The 19,251-nt window shown below is 47.8% G+C and carries 20 protein-coding genes; 6 read left to right on the top strand and 14 right to left on the bottom strand.

The window, feature by feature from the left end:
• Positions 1-2: 2 nt before the first annotated feature.
• The 11 genes from SDE_RS18665 to gspC all read right to left on the bottom strand — a co-directional run bounded on the left by SDE_RS18665 (position 3) and on the right by gspC (position 10,694).
• On the bottom strand, positions 3-491 hold the full coding sequence (locus SDE_RS18665; protein ID WP_011470041.1) for a type II secretion system protein M: 489 nt from the start codon (positions 489-491) through the stop codon (positions 3-5).
• The gene (gspL, locus tag SDE_RS18670; protein ID WP_011470042.1) at positions 488-1,723 is read right to left on the bottom strand and encodes a type II secretion system protein GspL; all 1,236 of its coding nucleotides are present in this window, start codon (positions 1,721-1,723) and stop codon (positions 488-490) included. Before gspL ends, SDE_RS18665 begins: the two co-directional genes overlap by 4 nt.
• A gap of 13 nt (positions 1,724-1,736) precedes the next feature.
• Positions 1,737-2,801, bottom strand: coding sequence for a type II secretion system minor pseudopilin GspK (gspK, locus tag SDE_RS18675; protein ID WP_011470043.1), 1,065 nt, complete (start codon positions 2,799-2,801; stop codon positions 1,737-1,739).
• A 1-nt stretch (position 2,802) separates the two neighbouring features.
• Positions 2,803-3,441, bottom strand: a complete 639-nt coding sequence (gene gspJ, locus SDE_RS18680; protein ID WP_011470044.1) for a type II secretion system minor pseudopilin GspJ — start codon at positions 3,439-3,441, stop codon at positions 2,803-2,805.
• Positions 3,434-3,808, bottom strand: a complete 375-nt coding sequence (gene gspI / locus SDE_RS18685; RefSeq protein ID WP_011470045.1) for a type II secretion system minor pseudopilin GspI — start codon at positions 3,806-3,808, stop codon at positions 3,434-3,436. The genes gspJ and gspI overlap by 8 nt, the downstream gene beginning before the upstream one ends.
• A 38-nt stretch (positions 3,809-3,846) precedes the next feature.
• The gene (gene gspH / locus SDE_RS18690; RefSeq protein ID WP_011470046.1) at positions 3,847-4,410 is read right to left on the bottom strand and encodes a type II secretion system minor pseudopilin GspH; all 564 of its coding nucleotides are present in this window, start codon (positions 4,408-4,410) and stop codon (positions 3,847-3,849) included.
• Positions 4,411-4,434: 24 nt separating this feature from the next.
• Positions 4,435-4,875 carry a type II secretion system major pseudopilin GspG gene (gene gspG, locus SDE_RS18695; RefSeq protein WP_011470047.1) on the bottom strand — a complete coding sequence of 147 codons (441 nt, stop codon included), beginning with the start codon at positions 4,873-4,875 and terminating at the stop codon, positions 4,435-4,437.
• A gap of 70 nt (positions 4,876-4,945) precedes the next feature.
• On the bottom strand, positions 4,946-6,181 hold the full coding sequence (gene gspF / locus SDE_RS18700; protein WP_011470048.1) for a type II secretion system inner membrane protein GspF: 1,236 nt from the start codon (positions 6,179-6,181) through the stop codon (positions 4,946-4,948).
• Positions 6,182-6,202: 21 nt separating this feature from the next.
• Positions 6,203-7,687 (bottom strand): type II secretion system ATPase GspE, encoded by a 1,485-nt coding sequence (gspE, locus tag SDE_RS18705; protein WP_158303904.1) that lies wholly within the window; start codon positions 7,685-7,687, stop codon positions 6,203-6,205.
• Between the two features lie 32 nt (positions 7,688-7,719).
• A complete protein-coding gene (gene gspD, locus SDE_RS18710; RefSeq protein WP_011470050.1) occupies positions 7,720-9,720 on the bottom strand; it encodes a type II secretion system secretin GspD in 2,001 nt (666 codons plus the stop codon).
• A 2-nt stretch (positions 9,721-9,722) separates the two neighbouring features.
• Entirely contained in the window at positions 9,723-10,694 is a 972-nt protein-coding gene (gspC, locus tag SDE_RS18715) for a type II secretion system protein GspC (RefSeq protein ID WP_011470051.1), read from the bottom strand.
• Positions 10,695-11,111: 417 nt separating this feature from the next.
• Here gspC and SDE_RS18720 point away from each other — a divergent pair, with 417 nt between their 5' ends.
• Together SDE_RS18720 and gshA are read left to right on the top strand one after the other, a co-directional pair.
• Positions 11,112-11,600 carry a hypothetical protein gene (locus SDE_RS18720; RefSeq protein WP_011470052.1) on the top strand — a complete coding sequence of 163 codons (489 nt, stop codon included), beginning with the start codon at positions 11,112-11,114 and terminating at the stop codon, positions 11,598-11,600.
• Positions 11,601-11,729: 129 nt separating this feature from the next.
• Positions 11,730-13,322, top strand: a complete 1,593-nt coding sequence (gene gshA / locus SDE_RS18725) for a glutamate--cysteine ligase (protein WP_011470053.1) — start codon at positions 11,730-11,732, stop codon at positions 13,320-13,322.
• Positions 13,323-13,381: 59 nt separating this feature from the next.
• On the opposite strand, the gene SDE_RS18730 is transcribed toward gshA, so the two are convergent.
• Positions 13,382-13,867 (bottom strand): flagellar basal body-associated FliL family protein, encoded by a 486-nt coding sequence (locus SDE_RS18730; protein WP_011470054.1) that lies wholly within the window; start codon positions 13,865-13,867, stop codon positions 13,382-13,384.
• A 185-nt stretch (positions 13,868-14,052) separates the two neighbouring features.
• On the opposite strand from SDE_RS18730, the gene SDE_RS18735 reads away from it, so the two are divergent.
• The 3 genes from SDE_RS18735 (at position 14,053) to SDE_RS18745 (ending at position 16,295) form a co-directional block, all read left to right on the top strand.
• Positions 14,053-14,553: a disulfide bond formation protein B gene (locus tag SDE_RS18735; RefSeq protein WP_011470055.1), complete on the top strand. Its 501-nt coding sequence runs from the start codon at positions 14,053-14,055 to the stop codon at positions 14,551-14,553.
• 131 nt (positions 14,554-14,684) lie between these two features.
• A complete protein-coding gene (gene rsd / locus SDE_RS18740; RefSeq protein WP_011470056.1) occupies positions 14,685-15,149 on the top strand; it encodes a sigma D regulator in 465 nt (154 codons plus the stop codon).
• A 159-nt stretch (positions 15,150-15,308) separates the two neighbouring features.
• Entirely contained in the window at positions 15,309-16,295 is a 987-nt protein-coding gene (locus SDE_RS18745) for a WD40 repeat domain-containing protein (protein ID WP_011470057.1), read from the top strand.
• 88 nt (positions 16,296-16,383) lie between these two features.
• On the opposite strand, the gene SDE_RS18750 is transcribed toward SDE_RS18745, so the two are convergent.
• Positions 16,384-17,115: an FKBP-type peptidyl-prolyl cis-trans isomerase gene (locus tag SDE_RS18750; RefSeq protein ID WP_011470058.1), complete on the bottom strand. Its 732-nt coding sequence runs from the start codon at positions 17,113-17,115 to the stop codon at positions 16,384-16,386.
• A 423-nt stretch (positions 17,116-17,538) separates the two neighbouring features.
• Between SDE_RS18750 and SDE_RS22755 the strand changes: the two genes are divergently transcribed.
• Positions 17,539-18,543 (top strand): hypothetical protein, encoded by a 1,005-nt coding sequence (locus SDE_RS22755; protein ID WP_011470059.1) that lies wholly within the window; start codon positions 17,539-17,541, stop codon positions 18,541-18,543.
• A gap of 97 nt (positions 18,544-18,640) precedes the next feature.
• Here SDE_RS22755 and SDE_RS18760 read toward each other — a convergent pair whose 3' ends face one another.
• Positions 18,641-19,138: a TIGR02444 family protein gene (locus tag SDE_RS18760; protein WP_011470060.1), complete on the bottom strand. Its 498-nt coding sequence runs from the start codon at positions 19,136-19,138 to the stop codon at positions 18,641-18,643.
• Between the last annotated feature and the right edge of the window lie 113 nt (positions 19,139-19,251).

The raw sequence follows: 19,251 nt of genomic DNA on the forward strand, positions 1-19,251 counted from the left end.
AATTAGTTTTCTTGGTGGAGCCGAAGCGTAACGGATACCATCCCAATATTGGAGCTTTCTGCAATGGACATATCTTTAACTTGCAGACCCTTTTCAACTTCCATTTCATTTAGCCATGCAAGCAAACTGTTAAACGACACTTCATCCAAACGCAAACGCACGTCTGAACGACCACTTGGTTGCATATTGGATAAGCGCAAACCATGGCTGCGCAAGCTAGAATCAACCAAGTCAACAATAGAAGGGCCACCGCTGCGACCATTACCTTCGCCGCTGCCTTTAATTTGTGCCGCTAACTCTTTTACGCGCGCCAAAGTAACCACTGCAGATTCGTGTGAGCGCACCTGTGCGTCACGCATATCGTAAAGCGGTGAAAGTACGCCCATAAATAATATGTAGAGTGCAACGCACACCGAGCACACAACCAGCGATATTTGATCGCGGGAGGAAGCGTTGCCCCACCACTCTTTAAATTCATTCACGTAATTCATGATTTTTCCTCAGCAACACTCATGCTTGCTTGCTGGATTTCACCTTGCGCACTCACGCGCAACAATTCAGCGGCCAAACCCATTTTGGCTATGGCTGTGCGCAATGTTTCTAAATCGGAGAAATTTTTGGTTTCTAAATTCACACGCAATTCTTTTTGATCGCCGGAATAACGCATGCTGGTTAGATTAACTTCAGGCGTATTTTTTAGCGCCTTTGCGGTGCTGTCTATAAGCATCATCACGTTGGTAGGTTCAGATTTTCCGCCCTGACCTTTAACCATAGACTCCATTGCACGCACAGGGTCGCTAGAGCGGCCATTAGGTGCAACTTGCTTATACACTGCGAAAATTTCGGAGCGCACCCGATCAAATTGCGCCTTTGCTTGAAAGTACTCTAGGCTTACTGCTGCCATAGCCAAAACAAAAGCCGCCGCCGCTACATAGCCGGGTACTTTCCAATCTTTAACCCAGCGCATGATGGGCAATTGGCGAGCAAAACGGCCGCGACGCATATTAAATGTGGGGCACAAATGCAGCGGAGAAATACTGCTCCAAAAGTTACCTTCACGCAGGCGTATTTCTGGGCCATTCTCATCTAACCATTTAGCAGGCAACCAAGATTTCATGGCTTCCGCTAGCTCTTCTGTTTCTGCTACTAGCTCGATAACACCCGTAAAATCGTACTCGTGCTTTAACTGGCTAACCACAATAGGAGCGGCCGACTCATCTATTGCAAAGCCGTCGTTATCTGAAGTGCGGCAATAAAGTACGCCTTCATCCAATACCAAAATAGCGCCAACGGGCTCGCGTACCAGGTGCAGGTAATCGGGCAAAATACGTTGAATATCGCAATTAACTTCTTCCAGAGAGGCAATAGCGCCCGCCACGCAATCTGCGTGCGCGTAAAGCATTTCAACGCGGTCGCCTTCTACTGGGCCAAATACAAAATGGATGTCGTCTACTGGGTCAATAATTTGCTCTTCCATTTCAAACGGAAGTAACTTAGCTAAATGACGTTTAATAGAAGGCTCTACCGTTTCACTGGTAGCCACTACATTTGTACCGGGCAGAATAAGATGCACAACGGGCGATGCGCGATCACCCAAGGATTCCGCCAGCGCTTCGTTATCGCCAGTAAAGCAATCTTCATTTAGCCAGTTGCCTTGCTCATCGGCTAAGCGCCACTGCCATAGGCCGTTATCTAATTGTCTGGCAAATATTTTCTCGTTCACTTTTTATGACCTGTTAAAAATTCGCGTCTGTACGGCGAAGGGTAACAACTTTATCGCCCGCTCTAAAAAGCAGGGCATTGCTACGTCGAGTATGATCACCAACCATTACCTCGCCAAAGAGCAAAAAATAGTCGCTGTTTACTGTTAAATCCTCTGTGCTTACTGCGGGGTTATTTCCATGCCCCGACCCCAGCACCATTGCTACTACATCTGAATCTTTAAAGAATTCAATCGATTCAAAACCTTCGGCACCTCGCCCCTCCACCATTTGCTCAGCTTCTTCAATTGTGAGCGGCACGAGTAACTCTGGGCTGTTCAGCGTGCGCAACAACGGTGGCAACATGGTATTTATATTTGTCATTGCGGTTGGATCATTTAATGCAATAACGTAGGGCAATAAACCGCGGTAGAGCTGCGGCGTCATACCTTTTATAACCATTAATTCGCTTACACTTATCATCGGCCGGTTGGCTATTTGAATTGGTATTTCCAAACTCGAATAGTAGTCCGATTCCGCACCGCCAAAACCCGATACATCGTTATCTGGGTCTATCCAATCTATTACTGCGTCGGTAAGTGTTACCGCATCGCCCTCTGTTAAGAATTCACCTTCTTCCAGTTCTATGGTTTGCAACAAACGTATAAAACGCTTTTGGCTTGTGGTGTATTTTTCGTGCAAAGGTGCACCGGGTTTTTGATTGCCCTTTTTAGCTAGCAGGTTTAAATTAAGTCGCCCATGAGCATCTTCAATTACACCTTTTATATAGCCGCCTTCATCGGTTGGGAACGGCGGCTGCTCCATTGCCCAAAATTCACCAAGGTGATCGTACTCAGTCTCTTCTTTATCTACTTTGAGTGCGCTGTGCACCAAACCTTCTAAGCCAACCATATACGCATCAGCCTGCTGGCTGTGCCAACGATTGGCCGAACGCGTTAAGCCCATATCAAAGTGCCAACTCGCTTTAACACTAATGGCCACTACAATTGCGGATATCATCACCGCCAATACCAAAGCCACGCCCTTTTCTTTGCTTGGCGCGGGGGATTTCGTTGGCCTATTTGTATACTTCAACGGCATACTAAAGGCCCTCTACCAAATTAAAAATTCGGTAAATCTCTCGTTCATCCTCAAGTATTACCGTAATTTTTATTGCAACGGGTAATAATTGTGGCTGCCCTTGCGGAGGCCAACGCTCTAGCCATGCGTTGTTATCAATTGAGCGCGCCTGTGGCGGAAGCACTTCACCAATAATTTCGCTTACACCCTCAAGCATTTTTTGCGCAAAGGCTTCATCTGGGTCTGGGTTCGCGGGGTTTACCCACGAGTCCCGCCAAATAGTGTTTTCTTCATAGCGATAGCCCACACGGGTTATCTCCGTTCGCGGAAAAAGCATAGGGTTTGCCTTGCCACCGCGCAAAAACATCAACCAATAGTTTTCACTTTTATCTACCACCATCGCAGGGTAGCTATCCCCATAAGGGGTGGTCATGGAGTAACCCAAAGCGTTTTTTAAATCCATTTCCAACGCCAACCAAAAGCGGTCTATGCGCTGAATTTCTTGTAGCTTGCGCTTGGTTACATCGCTCGCTCTATCGGCCATATCGAATGCTTGAAACGACAAAGCCGAAACCAAGGCTAAAATAGTAATAGAAACCAGTACTTCAATTAACGTAAAGCCCGACTGCTTACGTGAACATTTGGCTTTAGAGTTATTCACTTATAAACCCAGCCAAGCTCGCCAACCATTGATCTTTGGCTTCACCAACACTTACTTCAATGCGGTAGATACCTTTTACTTCGGTATCGATAGTCTCAATGGAGTAGACCCACTCTCTTCCGCCGTACTCTATTTCGTCGGTCTTTTTAATCTTGGTAAATGCGCCCTTTAAATTGCGCTCCAACTGAATTTCATTTAATTTGTTTTGCGCTATCCAGTAGGCATAATTTTTTTGTTCCATGCGACCGGTATGGTCGAGCATGGATTGAAAACGCAGAGCTAGAGCAGGCAGCGCCATACCTATTACCACAAGCGCCACAAGCACTTCGATAAGGGTAAAACCTTTAAGTTTGCGCGATAACATCATGCCTAAACCTCTGTGTAACCTTTAAAAAGCACAGCTCTCTAAAGATTGCGCTCTTTTATTTCATCCAGCACTTCTTGCTGCTCTTTCCAAACAACCTCGCCCCACAGATTTACCGCAACGGTTTCGAGCAAATCGTTTTCTAGCTCGTGGGTAAACTCTATTTCAAACGGCGTAACTTCACCGGTTGGATAAAAGACTATTATGGGCTCCGAAATTTCTGGCGCCTCAGCACTATAGGACCAAAGCTGCTCTTCTAGGGTAATACCCAGCAATATATCGCGCTCTATTTGCTGCTTTGGCAAACTTTCTATTTCCTGCCAACCCTGATGCGTCATTTTGCGCCAGGCGTAAGACCAACCGTTGTTATCTGGGTCTTTTTGCCACTCTGGCGGCTCTAAAATTAAGCCGATAGGTTCACCACTTACAATGGCCATTTCCGCTGCAAATTTAGACCAAAGAGTAAATTCCTCTACTGTTTTTTGCATGCGCTTGCTGGGGCCATCGTCTCCAAAGTTAAATAAAACCAAAGAGAAAACCAGCCCCACCATCATCAACACAACCATGATTTCTATAAGCGAGAAACCTTTATTGCGTTTATTCACAGCGGGGAACCTATATAACGTCAATTAATTTACTTCGTCCCACACACTTACATCTGCGTTTTCGTCAACGCCGCCGGCCAACCCATCTGCACCTAGGGTATAGATATCGTAAGGGTGAGAATCTGCTGGGCTTAGGTATTGATAATCGTTGCCAAACGCATCTTTAGGAATCGAATCCATGTATCCACCCTGTGGGTAGTTGCGAGGCTCTGGCGATGTAGAAGGTTTATTCACCAACGCATCCAAGCCTTGCTCGGTAGTTGGGTAAGTGAAGTTTTCTACCTTGTACATTTTTAATGCTGACTGAAAGTTTTTTAAATCGGCGCGGGTTTTTTGCTTGTAACCCTGACCTAATACACCCATAACTTTCGGGCCCACAATCGACATAAGCAGGCCGATAATTACCAACACCACCATAATCTCGATAAGGCTGAAACCTTTTTGTTTACCGCTTTTTGTTCGCATTACTTTCACCTGTAATTTCCTTAACTTAAAACCCAGTAAGCTTGTGGCGCTTACAAACCAATTGTAAAAACTAACCTGCAATCATGTCGTTCATCGCAAATATAGGCAGTAGAATTGCCATTACGATAAAAATAACAATACCCGCTAGCAACAACACAATTGCCGGTTGCAACAGGCCCATTGCAGTATTAATAGAAAACTCCAACTCGCGCTCTTGGTTGCGCGCAGCGTACAGTAATTGCTCATCTAGCTTGCCGTTAGACTCACCACTCGCCGCCATTTGCACTAACAAGGGAGGGAATACTTTAGCCTGATCTAACGCGCGACTTAACGAGCCACCTTCTTGCACGGCAATACACACCTGCTCGCTAGCGAGTTTCATTTCGCGGTTAGACAGTACTTGAGTAGCAATACGCAGCGCTTCTAACAGCGGCACCCCGCTGTGCGCAAGCAAACCTAAGGTTGAGGCATAGCGAGCAGTTTCGCCCAACAGTACCACCGAGCCAATCACCGGTAACTTTAATACAGTGCGATGCCATTTAAGCTTGCGCGCATCGTTTTTAAGTAACCACTGAATAAAAATAAATATTGCCGTCACACCGGCAAATAAGAATATGCCGTAGTCCACCATAAAATTACTGGTGGCAACCAAAACCTTGGTAATACCTGGCAGTTCGTGTTTACCGCGCTCAAACAATTGCGTTAACTGCGGTACCACTTTAACCATAAGTACGGTTACAACACATACGCTAACAACCAACATAACCACGGGATACACCATGGCCATTTGAAGTTTTTGTCGTGTTTCTTGGCTGCGCTCTGTGTATTCAGCAAGCTGCTCTAACACCGGTCCTAAAAAGCCAGAGGATTCACCGGCGCGCACCATTGCCCGATATAAGTTATCAAACACTCTTGGCACTTCGGCCATGGCTTGATGCAGACTTATACCTTCTAATACACGCGCCCTAACTTGCAGTAATACACTTTTGGCAACAGGCTTACGCGATTGTTTGGCTGTAGATTGCAGCACTTCATCGAGCGGCAACCCCGACTGCACCAGCGACGCCAATTGACGCGTAACAAGCGATACATCGCGGTAGCCTAAACGCGGGCCACCAAAAAAACTGCTGTGGCTTTTGGCCGTTTTCTCTGACGAGCTTTTACGCCCAGAGGAGGATTTTACATCTAGAGGCTTTAGCGATTGTGCGCGCAACTGCGTGCGGACGTGACGCTCAGAGTCGCCCTCGATAATGCCTTTTACTTTTTTACCTTTGGCATTCAGAGCCTGATATGTATATGCGCCCATCTTAGCTCTACACCTTTACCGTTAAGATAGCGCGGTAACGCGCAGTACTTCTTCCACACTGGTCATACCCTGCAGCACTTTTTCTCGACCGTCTTGATCGATAGAGCGCACGGTTTTACGCGCATGGGCTAACATAGCCTGCTCACCCACTTCTTCGTGAATAAGTTGACGCAATGTGTCGTCTACTGGAATTAATTCGTAAATACCGGTTCGGCCTCGGTAACCCGTTTGATGGCACTTATCACAACCAACAGCGCGATACACAATACTGCCCTCGGGCACGCCCAAGCGCTGAGATTCCGATGCACTGGCCTCGTGCGGCTCTTTACAGCTAGAGCACAACAAACGCACCAAACGCTGCGCCATCAAGCCTTCTAAACTGGATGACAACAAAAAGGGCTCTACGCCCATATCTTGCAAACGCATTACCGCACCTATTGCGGTGTTGGTGTGCAAGGTAGATAACACCAAGTGACCGGTCAAACTCGCCTGTACAGCAATTTGCGCGGTTTCTTGGTCGCGAATCTCACCGATCATGACTACATCGGGATCCTGACGAAGTATTGCCCGCAGCCCGCGTGCGAAGGTCATATCTACTTTGGTATTTACTTGTGTTTGGCCAATACCTGCCAACAAATACTCGATTGGGTCTTCAATAGTAAGAATATTGCGCGAGCGCGTATTCAAATAACTTAGGCCCGCATAAAGCGATGTGGTTTTACCCGAACCCGTAGGGCCGGTAACCAAAATAATACCGTGCGGTTTGCGCAGTGCTTTTTCGAAATTGGTTTGTACATCTTCAGGCATACGCAATTGCGGTAAGCCCAATTGGCCTGCGGCTTGGTCGAGCAGACGCAATACCACGCGCTCACCGTGGGCAGATGGAATAGTCGAAACACGAATATCCACAGCGTGACCGGCTAACTTAACGGTAATGCGACCATCCTGCGGAATACGTTTTTCGGCAATATCCAAGCGCGCCATAACTTTTAAGCGCGATACCAATACCGGGGCAAGCACAGGCTTAGGGGAAAGTACTTCGTTAAGAATACCATCCACGCGGAAGCGAATAGAGACGCGATCTTCATAGGGCTCGACGTGAATATCCGACGCCTGCTCTTGTACCGCTTGCGACAACACCGCGTTAATTAAGCGAATAACCGGCGCATCACCGTCGCCCGATAACAATTCACTATCGTCAGAAATATCATCTGCGAGCTGGGTAAGGTCAAACTCTGCACCCATTTCGTCAACAGCTTGTTGCGCTTCGCCGTCGTTACTTTGATACAACTTGGTGAGCTTCGATTTGAATTCGGCTTCATCCACTTGCTTTAAAATAAGTGGGCGCCCCATATGGCGGCGCAACTCAAGCAGGATGGGCGCAGAAATATCGGAGCGGTGCAATATACAACCGTCTTCTATTACCACACCGTGCTCAGACGCAAACGAGAACGGCAAGCGCGTGCGGCTAATCACCACTTCGTCTTGCTCTGTAACCTCGACTATTTCGTTTGCTTCGTTAACATCAATCACAGTACTTACTCTTGTTCGGAATCAGATTCGCTTAAGGCAGCTTCCAGCGCTTGCTGCTCAAACGGCGTTAATTCGGGCAGTACTGGCAATATTTTACGGCTCATTAAATTCAAACCTTTATCGTGCTGGCGCATTTGCTGATCGCGAATATATTGATACTTCTCGGCGGTTGCACCGTACATGGCTTCATCATCGGTAACTATTTTTACTCGAATGAATACCATCAGGTTTTTCTTTAAGAACTTGGTAGACTGATATTTAAACAAATGGCCCAACAAAGGAATAGACCCTAAAAGCGGTACACGGGTATCACCATCTTGTACGTCTTCTTGAATCAAGCCACCTAAAATAACAATTTGACCGTCGTTGGCTAACAACTGGGTTTCAATTTTACTTTGGTTGGTAATCAAGTCGGCACTACCTGCTACCGAGCTAGAAATACTGGACACCTCTTGTGAGATATCCAAAAGAATTTTATTACCTTCGTTAACGTGTGGTGTAACCGTTAGGGTTATACCCACGTCTTCACGCTGAATAGTAGTGAACGGGTTGCCTACCGAACCTGTCGTACCCGTGGTGCTGTAACTGCCCGTTCTGAACGGTACACTTTGACCCACAGAAATCGACGCTTCTTGGTTATCCATAGTAACCAAAGAAGGCGTGGAAAGAATATTGGCATCGCTGCTGGTTTGCAGTGCAGATAACAGTGCAATAAAGTTCTCACCGCCGTTGTTGCCAGCCACACCTAATAATTGGCCTGTATTGCCGGCTATACCTGAAGCAAGATTAGTTAGCGCATCGGTGCCGCCACCCAAGGTACCAGTCGCTAGACTGCCCAACGAGCCATCACCTTGGCTAGAGCCGCCGAATGTGCCGTTATTTTCGTTAGAGAACATCCACTGCACACCAAGCTCTTTGTTGGCGTCTACGTTAATGTCCACAATAATCGCTTCAACCAATACCTGTGCGCGTTTTATATCTAAGCGCTCAACAATGGTAAGTAACGAGTTAAGCATATCGCCAGAGCCGGTTAATAGCAGCGCGTTTGTATCTTCATCGGCTTCTACTGTGGCGCCGTCCTTACCGCCTTTGTCTTTACCGCCAGGTTGCATTTGCTGCATGTTTTGCACAACTTTACTTAAGGTTGCGGCAACATCTTTGGCGTTGGCGTAATTTAGGTAAACTACTCGCACATTACCCATCTGAACTGGCGGGCGATCTAGTTTGCGAATTAAATCTTTGGCCCGCTTGCGCTGAATATCTTCACCGCTTAGCAATACTGAGTTGTTGCGTTTATCGGCAACTATTTGCAACTGGTTAACAGGGGTAGAGCTTTGTTTTTCGCCGCGGTCCAATTTAGTGAGGGTGGCCACTAAATCTTCGGCATCGGCATATTTAAGAGGCACAACTTCGGTGGTGGGCAGTGCCGCGGTATCAATACGCTCAATAACGTCGCGCAAGCGCGCAATGTTTGGGGCTGTGTCGGATACAACAATTACGTTACTTTCAGTATAAGAAGACAAGTGAGAATGCTGTGGCACAAGTGGACGCAACACAGGTAACACTTTAGCGGCTTCAATATTTTTTAACTGAATAACTTCTGTTACATAACCGTTGGTGGATGCGCGATTACCCACATCACTTTCATCCTGCACGGGCACAGGTGAAGAGCGCGCATCTTTTAACGGTAGAATACGAACAACATCGCCTACCTGCACAGCAGTGAAGTCGTGCACTTCTAAAATAGTTAAAAACAGCTCAAACAGCTCGTCTTTATTTACCGTGGTTTGCGAAATAACTTTAATTCGGCCTTTAACCCGCGGGTCGATCACAATCGTTTTACCCGTAGCATCGGCCACAAACTTAATAACTTCGTGAATATCGGTATCTTTAAAGTTAACCGTGTAACTTGGCTGACTGCCTCGTGCAGCCGGCTGAGCCTGAACCGCGCAAGAGAATATAATTGTTATTGTTGCCAGCCCAATCGCTAGAGAATGCCTAAACACGTTTAACCACCTGAATCTAAACTGATGTTAATAATGGAGGTTTCACCATCGCGCATAACTTCAAGTTGCGCTGATGTCGCAGTTTTTAGCGACTGATAAACCATACGAATCTGTTTGGGGTCGTCTACACGAATACCGTTAACCGAGGTAACGATATCGTTCATTTTTAGACCCACTTGATCAAATAACTCGCGCTCGCGCCCGGGACGAACACGATAACCTAACATTTTGCCGTCTTCGCGGTACACACTAAAACGAATAACATCGTTAATAGAGGTAGGAATTTGGTCCTGCTTCACAACAACTTGCTTGCCCTCTTCTGGGCCAGTCTGCCTAGACATAGGGACGGAAGCTGGTGCGCGCTCGGTGTAGGTTGCCTTTGGCGTAGATTTATAATCTTCTTCTGAATACAGCCATAACGCCTCGTGATTACCTTTATTATCTAATATCACTCGGTCAGTTAACACTTTAGCCAGTTTTACGCCGGCATTTTTACCCACTTGCTCACCCACGCTGTACAGGGATTGATCATTGCCATCCGCAATAACCGCGCGTGCGGCATTGGTATCTTCACTAGCCAACACGGCGCTAAGGGTAAGGTTGAGCTTAGTTGTTTCTATATCTTCGCCAATCACTGGCGCCGCGGCAACATCTTGGCTGATAGGCCCCTGAGTTGCACCGGCAATACCAAATAAATTCTGCGCCTGAATAGCCGCCACATCGACATTTGCACTACCTGCAGCGCCATCGACACTGGCAGGCGTGGCTATAACGGCCGGTTGCGGGATATCGGGCGTGGGCATAAGCGCCCAAAATAAGCTCGCGCCACTGTGGCACATCCAAATAAAGATGAGCACTAGCACTAAGTTGCGCCATAACGCGAGAGGCATACGCGCAACAGTTTCAGCTAAAGTTTTAAACTTCTCTGATGCGTTCTGCAAAAACGGGCTATCGGCTAGTTGCCGGGATGTCACTATACGTCTCCAACTATTCCCCACCTAAGAAAGACCACTATGGTCGCAATAGGTTCGCTTACACGCGAATCTATCTGCGAAATTGACAGTCAACAGTATAGATTACTCAATATAATCTGACGCTGACGCAGCGGGGCGAACAAGCTAACAAAAATTTATAGGTTTATTATTACAGCACGCTAGTTTATACACAGTTAAGCTAGATTGGTACGTTTCTTAGCGCACAAGCCCTAAAGGCTAGCCGAGAACTGCGAACCGGCGCAACAAAGTTGTGTTAAGTGACACCATCAAATTCCCTTCAGCCCCCCATGTACCCCCCAAACTGGAGATAGCACGCTTGTTACCGCTAGGCCGAAAGCGGTATCCTTACGGCCACATAAACCGCCTAATTGGTCCGTAAACAGGTTAATAGTAGTTATGACAGAAGTGTTTTTACTTAAGAATCAGCATGGCAATTTTCTGGAAAAATCCGGTGAATGGGTCAACCCAACCCAGTCCAAGAGCTTATATCGCACACTCCACAAAGATGAAGCCATCAACCAAAAGGTTGAACTAGCAGTTAAAAATGCCGATTTACGGGTAGAGATTACTACCGGCCAAGTAGGCCCAGAAGGCAAGCTTATATTGCAGCACTGCGATATTCCGCTAGAAATGCCTGCCGCAGACATTGCCGCTGCAGCCGAAGAGGCCTCGAGCCTTGATCGCGAAATGAGCCAAAGCGACAGCGAACAGGTAGCCGAGCAAGAGCAGGCTGAACCCGATCTATTCAACCAACCTACTACCAGCCAAGATGCTGAAACTGCCAGTGCGGAACTACACAGCATAGATAGCAGCACAGATAACATCGAAGAAAACAACGAAGAGCAGCGAGAAAATAGCGAGCAGTCCTCTTTATTTTCTGCTTAGCTTTTAAACAGCTATTCGAATTGACGTCGCCGCACACCCGAACGGTTCACCGCTGAGCGACGTCCTTCACCCTTGCCCTACAACACTTTTGCACGCCTCCCCAAGGACGCCAATACCAAGGAATTACTCATGTACGAAATCCAATCCTTCCACGCGGGGCTATACGATTCCAAAAACGCGCCCGTGCTCACGGGGATTATGCGCGGCATAGAACGCGAAGGTCTGCGCATTGATAGGGATGGCAAACTGGCACAAACTCCACACCCCGTAGCGCTCGGGTCTGCACTTACCCACCCCCAAATAACCACTGATTTTAGTGAAGCGCTACTTGAATTTATTACGCCCCCCACACATCGGGTGGAGGATCTGTTCAAACAGCTCTACGACATTCAAGGCTATACGCTTTCTAAGCTCGACGACGAGCTGATATGGAGTAGCAGCATGCCCTGCGTGCTGAACGACGATGCCACTATTCCCGTCGCTCAATACGGCAGCTCTAATAACGGCACCATGAAAACAGTGTATCGCGTGGGCCTAGGGCATCGCTATGGCCGCGCCATGCAAACCGTTGCAGGCCTACACTACAACTTTTCGCTGCCCGATGCCTTTTGGTCTTTCTTACACCGCGAAGAGTACAGCTTGCTCGACCTGCAAGATTTTAAAGACCAAAAATACTTCGCCCTTATTCGCAACTTTCGCCGCTACTACTGGTTATTGGTTTACCTATTCGGCGCCTCGCCAGCGCTGTGCGGCAGCTTTATTAAAGGTCGCGAGCACAATTTACAGCCCCTTATCGACGAGCGAACCTTACACCTACCCTACGCCACATCCCTGAGAATGGGCGACCTTGGCTACCAAAGCAGCGCACAGGAATCGCTCTACGTTTGCTACAACGACAAGCAGTCGTACATCACCACCCTTTGCGCGGCCATTACAACGCCAATAGATGAATACAAAGCAATAGGCCTGCAGGACGAAAAAGGGGAGTTCAAGCAGCTAAATACCAGCCTGCTACAAATTGAAAACGAGTTTTACAGCTCAATTCGGCCCAAACGCACAGCGAAACACGGCGAAACCGCCCTATCGGCACTGCGCAACCGCGGCGTGGAATACATTGAAGTGCGCTGCCTCGATATAGACCCATTCGACCCGCTTGGGGTTAACAAGCCACAAGTGCGCTTTTTAGATACCTTTTTACTTTATTGCGCGCTGCAAGACAGCCCCGACACCTCTCCCGAAGAGTCGGCCAATATTTTGCGCAACCAAAAAACAGTGGTAACCGAAGGCCGCTCTCCAAAAGCGCTAATAGAAAGCTTCACGAAGGGTAAAATACCACTTAAGCAAGCGGGCGAAGCACTGATTAAAGCGATGCGCCCAGTGGCAGAGCTACTAGATATAGCCCACGAAACTGAAGAGCATACGCAAAGCCTAGAAACGCAATTGGCGGCAATACTCAACCCAGAGCTTACCCCATCGGCACGCATCATTTCGCACCTAAGCGCCAAAAAGCTGCCCTATGCACATTACGCTCTAGCACAGTCGCGCCATCACCACGAAACACTGCTCGCCAAAAAGCCAAGCAACAATACAATGCAGCAATTTGAAAAAATGGCAGCCGAATCGCTCGACAAACAGACTCGACTGGAACAGAAAAACAGTGGTAACTTTAGTGAGTTTTTGCAGGAGTACTACAAGCAGTACCAAATGTGCTGCGACAAATAATATTGCGGGCTAGTGGCGCACTGCGGTGTGCCACTACTGTTACTGTATTGCCACCCATTTTAGCGCTGCACTATAAACGAATTAAAAAATACATCGATTACGCCTGCCGCCACTTCGTCGCCCTCCTCGCGTTTAATTATTTCGCGAATCTCTTTTAAACAGGCAATACGCAACGCCTCGCGCCCCTCCTGAGACGACATAGTCTCGTCGGTCTGACTGGAAAATAACAACACGAGATTATTGCGCACATAGGGCAAATGATGCCTTACCGCATTGGCGGCAGTAGTATCCAAAAGCCGTACCGATAACTCTGTTTTAATATACTTTAACCGCCCAGCACCACCGTAATTCACCACGAATGGCGGTTTAATTGGCAAATAAATGGCCGAAGCAGGCACTTCGGCACCTTCAGCCCCCTCCTCTGCTGGCGCCTCTTCGGGGGGCGGGTCATCTTGCGCCTGCGCTAAACCAGTAAACAGCAGCGCAATTGCCACCAACCAAGCGCAGCCAATCTGCTTTAAACGAGCTATTGCGGAACCAGACATAACAAAGCTTCTCTAAGGGCTGTTAAATATTTACTAAGGTGGAGCCTAGCAACCCACACCTGAACACACCCTTAAGCATAGACGACAAATAGCATCTGACGACCTCCATCAATTTGTCGACAGACCGCTTAAACTTCACCAGCCACTCGCATACAATAACCCCAACATTCTCGACGGATAGAATAATGAAAATAACCAAACTGCCATCTTATCGCCAAACCGCTTTAATCATTTTTGCAGGCTGTGTGGGCCTTATTTTGGCTGCACTATACATGCAAGAAGTGCTTGGCCTGCACCCGTGCCCGCTGTGTATTACCCAGCGCATATTTATTATTGGCGTAGGCTTAATATCGCTGATTGCCGCCATCCACAACCCCGCCGCCTTGGGCCGCAAAGTGTATGGCTGCTTGGCTACGCTTTCAGGCGTTATTGGCGCAGGCGTGTCGGCTAGGCATGTGTGGCTACAAAACTTACCCGAAGACCAAGTACCCGCTTGCGGGCCCGACCTTGCCTATATGTTCGACGCCTTCCCTCTGCTAGACGCCCTTAAACTGCTATTTGCTGGGGACGGCAACTGCGCCGATGTAGTGGCAAGCTTTTTAGGGCTTAGTATTCCCGGTTGGACTTTTGTGGCGTTTGTAGGCCTTATTGCTATAAGTGTTTGGCAAGGCCTGCGGAAAGCTTAAGGGCGAAACCAGTTTTGCTTGCCCTTGCAGGCTAATTCACCTATCTTAAATCCATCTTGGTTTATTCGATAAGTGGAGTAAATCTTTAACAGGTTTTCGATATTACAAAATGAATTTATAAGGGTTGTTTTATGCTAGAAGATTGCAAATCTGCGCAGGAGCGCTGGGGCGGTGTAAGCGAAATTATCGACCGCTGGCTACAAGAGCGTCAGCAAATGCTTGTTTTATATTGCAACCTCTCAGAAATTTGCGACCTTCCCGATCACCCCGAGCGCGCCGCCCAAGTTAAGACACTGTGCGAAATTGTGGTGGACTATGTTTCTGCTGGGCATTTCGAAATTTACAATCAGCTGCTGCAAGAAGGCGAAGAGTTCGAGGATCAAGAAGGCTTAAAGCAAGCCGGCGAACTGTTTAAAATTATCGATAGCTCAACCGAAGTTGCTTTAGATTTTAACGACAAATACCTCGAAACCGACGACTTAGAAACCATAAACCAAGACCTCTCTCATTTAGGTGAAAGCTTGGTTAGCCGCTTTGAAGCCGAAGACAAAATGATCGAAGTACTACACGTTTCCCACAAAGATCAAGTAGCCTAATTAGCCCTCCCCCTGCAGAGCCGCCAAACCGCGGCTCTTATATCTCTCAATTCTTCTGCGATTCACTCCGTTCGTTGCTATGCTTAAGCTACACGCACCGGTTTTTAATGCACTTAAAAACCCCAAACGCCGCCACAAGCATAGGAATACACAGCCAACATGCTTAGAACAACACAATGGGGGGTGAGCCTAATTGCCTGCCTGCTACTCACAGGCTGCAACGACTATTTGGCACCAACAGATTCACTCGAGGTAGCGGTCAAAGGCATACATGCAGGCGCCTTTAGCAGCCAAGCCGACTACGCGATTGTAGGCTCTATTCATCACGGCGGTAGCCTGTGGCAAATAGACAGCAAAGAGCGACTATACAATTGGAATCACAAAGCCGATGAGGCCACAACTATCATCAGCGCTGACTTTTCCCCCGACGGCAAACTCGCCATTACAGCGGACCCATACACGCTGGTAATGTGGGAAACCACCAGCGGTGAAGCAACACGTTACTGGACTGCACCCGGTGAAATTCTCGACGCCAAACTCGGCCCTAATGGCAGGCTTGCCCTACTCGGGCTAAGCGACCACAGCGCAGTGTTGTTTGATATTCAAAAAGGCGGCATAAAGCGCACTCTGCCACACGGCAATCGCGTGCGCAGCGTAGACATAAGCGAGAATGGCCGCTGGGCATTAACCGGGTCTGAAGATTATCACGCGCGCTTTTGGGATTTATCCAATGGCAAGCAGCTGTTTGATATTAAGCACGACGACGATGTACAGCTAGTAACGCTATCCAACGACGGCTCGCATGCACTATCGGTAAGTAAGTACGATGCCGCATTGGTATGGGACACCAAAACAGGAGAAGTGCTTGGCAAAATCCCCCTGCGCGCCGAAAGGTTAAAACGCGGTTTGCAATTTACCTCCGCAGCCTTTAGCGCAAATAACGAATACTTGTTAACCGGTCGGCCAGATCAAATAGTGCAATTGTGGCGCGTTGAAACCTTAACACTTGTTAACCAGTGGGAGGTGCCTAAGCGCGATGCATGGAAACCAACAGGCGCTTCGATTGTGGCTGTTGGCTTTGGCCAACAGGAGTGGACATACCTCGCCATGAGCTCAAACGGCTTTATCCACCACCTAAAACTTTAGTGAGTAGCACCGCAAATAGCGCATACAAAAATGCCCAGATAAACTGGGCATTTTTAGGCTACTCATTTTAGAGAGTCACTTTAGCAGCTTATTTCGCTTCAGCAGGAGCCTCTTTAGCTTTGATGTCTAACAATTCCATTTTGAAGATCAACGTAGAGTTGCCAGGAATGTTTGGCGTGCCGCCAGGGCCGTAAGCTAAGTCGGCAGGTACATATAGTTCCCACTCGTCGCCCACTTGCATCAACTGTAGCGCTTCAACCCAACCAGGAATAAGTGCACCCACCATAAATTCAGCAGGCTTACCGCGCTTGTGAGAGCTGTCAAATTCGGTACCGTCTAATAACGTACCAGAGTAGTGAACCACAACCGTGTCAGATGCGGTAGGGGTTGCGCCGTCGCCAGCTTTCAATTCTTTATACTGTAAGCCGCTTTCGGTTTGTACTACACCTTCTTTAGTGGCGTTTTCAGCTAAGAAAGCTTGTGCCTCAGCCAAAGTTTTTTGCGCTTCTTCTTGCTGAGCCGCTTCCATTTTGGCGCGTTGCTCGGCTTGGAAAGCCATCATTACGGCGCGAGCGTCTTCTTCAGAAATGCGGCTTTCTTTACCCGCAAGACCTTCTTCTAAGCCCGCAACCATTGCATCCATATCCAACTCAAACTTATCTTGGCCCATGTTGGACCCTAAGTTTTGGCCAATAAGATAGCTAACTTTTTGCTCGGAGGTTTCCAATACCAATTCTTTTTTAACGGATGCTTCTTCTTTGTTGCACCCAGCCAATGCGATCACTGCGCACATAGCTGTAACCAATGGTAGTTTTTTCATGTTATGACCTAAATATTTATTGTGTGTAATCCAATTAGCTTGTTCCAAGACGGATACCCCCCGCCAAAAGCAGCACCGACTATACAACACAGGCCATCTAGCATTCAAACCTTCCGCTATCAAAACCAGCACTATTCGACACCGAAACACACAAAATGCAATTCCAACCGCAGCAAAATCGTCATTTTGAATAAAATTCGCCGCTTTAACCCTACTGTCATAACACTATGTTTCATAAGTTGGTGAATAAAGGGTATAAATGTTGGATAAGATGCATTCAAAACTGTACAAAACTGGTAAAATTCGCGCTATTATTTTTCTTCACCTGCGCAGCTAACCCGCTTTAATACACATAGGTTAATTAGCGTTTGCGGGTACACCTTCACCAACGATTCAAACACGACCACACTCAGGTACTAAAACATGGCCGCCAGAAAAAAAGTTACCGACCCTATTGCAGACTTAGAAAGCCAAATAGCGAAAGTTAGCGCGCAGCTAGACCAAGCTAGGGCTAAAAAAGTTGTAGCAGCCGAAAAAGCGTTAAAAGCTAGCGACAGCGCTGCTAAAAAAGCCAAAACCAAGTTAACTGGCTTACAAGCTAAAGCTAAAACAGCCGCAGCAAATGCAAAGGCAAAGAAAACAGCGGCCAGTAAAGCAAGTGCCGAGAAAGCACGTTTAGCTGTAGAAGCATTCAAACAAACCGCTGCCGCAGCTGCAGCCGATTTAGCCGCTGCCAAGCAAGCACTTGCCGATGCAAAAGCAGAAAAAGCGAAAGCAGACGCTCGCGCAAAACTTGTAGCCTCTGCCGAGAAAGCTGCCGCGCCTAAAGCCAAAAAAGCGAAGGCCAAGCCAAAAGCAAAACCCGCTGCGAAAAAAGCACCTGCGGCCAAAAAAGCCCCCGCAGCCAAAGCAGCCCCTGCTAGCGAAGCCGAGGCACCAGCTAAGCCTGCCGCTAAAAAAGCACCCGCCAAAAAGGCCGCCCCAAAGAAAGTAGCAGCCAAGAAAGCGGCCCCTAAAAAAGTAGCAGAGAAGGCTGAAACAGCTGCCGCCCCAGCTAAACCCGCAGAGAAAAAACCAGCAGCTAAGAAAGCAGCCCCTAAAAAGGCAGCACCAAAAGCCGCAGCAGCTGCCGACAAACCAGCACCAGCTAAAGCCGCACCCAAAGCGCCTGAAGCAAAAGTAGAAACACCTGCGCCAGTTGTACCACCAAAGCCAGCCCCAGTTATTCCCGCTACACCAGTAGCCCCGGCGGCACCCGCGGTTGAAAAAACTGAAGTTAAAAAACCAGAAGTGAAAGTAGAGGCTAAAACAGAAGCTAAAGCAGAACAACCAGCTAAGCCTGCTCCACAACCAGCCCCTGCTGCACCAAGCGCACCCGAGGAAAAAATCATTCCTCAACCATCTGGCGGTTTATTCGATTCTGAGTAAGCTCAGCGAGTAACAACCACAAAAAAGCCCGGCTAAGTTCGGGCTTTTTTGTGCGTATTATTTATTGGTCAACAACCTAGCAAGGTATTGCTAGTGTTTATTCTGCGAGCGCTAGGTACTCTTGGGCGCACATCGCTGCATTGGGCATAGCTAGCGACTGCAAGTAATCTTCAAGCTGCAATGGCGCCTCTACATCGCGCATCACTTCTATGTATTTTTGAGTAACATCTTGCAACTTATGCACTAATATTTTTTCTATCGACAACTCAGCAGCCAGCACCTGCTTTTTAACTAGCTGTTGCTGCACGCGGGTAATTACCGATAAATCGTAGAGCGCAGCGCGCGCGCGGCGCAACGGCCAAAGGGTTGCGTCTTCCACCTCTTTAATAGTGGCCACTACATCTTGCAATACATCTTTCGATAAGCAAATATTTTCTCGCTGCAGCCAAACACACCACAACATAAGTGTTACGTTGGCTCCGTATTGATCCTGCCACGCCAAACTTAATTGCTCTACAGTGGGCTTAGAGTAACTATCTAAGACGCTCTCCCACAGGCTTTTCTGCCATAAGCCACTACCGGCAACTTCGCTCATTAGTGCCTCCCGCTATTGCGTTAAAAGTATTAATGTGGCGCCTATTTAATACGAACACCCACCCTTAGGTCAAGAATCGAACAGTTTTGGCACGCAGGCTTTGTTAAGCGCAA

This window comes from Saccharophagus degradans 2-40, from assembly GCF_000013665.1.
Lineage (GTDB): Bacteria > Pseudomonadota > Gammaproteobacteria > Pseudomonadales > Cellvibrionaceae > Saccharophagus > Saccharophagus degradans.

Bases quoted from the DNA above. Each gene is read 5' to 3' on its own strand.
- SDE_RS18665 (WP_011470041.1), bottom strand. From the start codon at position 491: ATGAATTACGTGAATGAATTTAAAGAGTGGTGGGGCAACGCTTCCTCC.
- gspK (WP_011470043.1), bottom strand. From the start codon at position 2,801: ATGCCGTTGAAGTATACAAATAGGCCAACGAAATCCCCCGCGCCAAGC.
- gspI (WP_011470045.1), bottom strand. From the start codon at position 3,808: ATGATGTTATCGCGCAAACTTAAAGGTTTTACCCTTATCGAAGTGCTT.
- gspG (WP_011470047.1), bottom strand. From the start codon at position 4,875: ATGCGAACAAAAAGCGGTAAACAAAAAGGTTTCAGCCTTATCGAGATT.
- gspF (WP_011470048.1), bottom strand. From the start codon at position 6,181: ATGGGCGCATATACATATCAGGCTCTGAATGCCAAAGGTAAAAAAGTA.
- SDE_RS18720 (WP_011470052.1), top strand. From the start codon at position 11,112: ATGACAGAAGTGTTTTTACTTAAGAATCAGCATGGCAATTTTCTGGAA.
- gshA (WP_011470053.1), top strand. From the start codon at position 11,730: ATGTACGAAATCCAATCCTTCCACGCGGGGCTATACGATTCCAAAAAC.
- SDE_RS18730 (WP_011470054.1), bottom strand. From the start codon at position 13,867: ATGTCTGGTTCCGCAATAGCTCGTTTAAAGCAGATTGGCTGCGCTTGG.
- SDE_RS18735 (WP_011470055.1), top strand. From the start codon at position 14,053: ATGAAAATAACCAAACTGCCATCTTATCGCCAAACCGCTTTAATCATT.
- rsd (WP_011470056.1), top strand. From the start codon at position 14,685: ATGCTAGAAGATTGCAAATCTGCGCAGGAGCGCTGGGGCGGTGTAAGC.
- SDE_RS18745 (WP_011470057.1), top strand. From the start codon at position 15,309: ATGCTTAGAACAACACAATGGGGGGTGAGCCTAATTGCCTGCCTGCTA.
- SDE_RS18750 (WP_011470058.1), bottom strand. From the start codon at position 17,115: ATGAAAAAACTACCATTGGTTACAGCTATGTGCGCAGTGATCGCATTG.
- SDE_RS22755 (WP_011470059.1), top strand. From the start codon at position 17,539: ATGGCCGCCAGAAAAAAAGTTACCGACCCTATTGCAGACTTAGAAAGC.
- SDE_RS18760 (WP_011470060.1), bottom strand. From the start codon at position 19,138: ATGAGCGAAGTTGCCGGTAGTGGCTTATGGCAGAAAAGCCTGTGGGAG.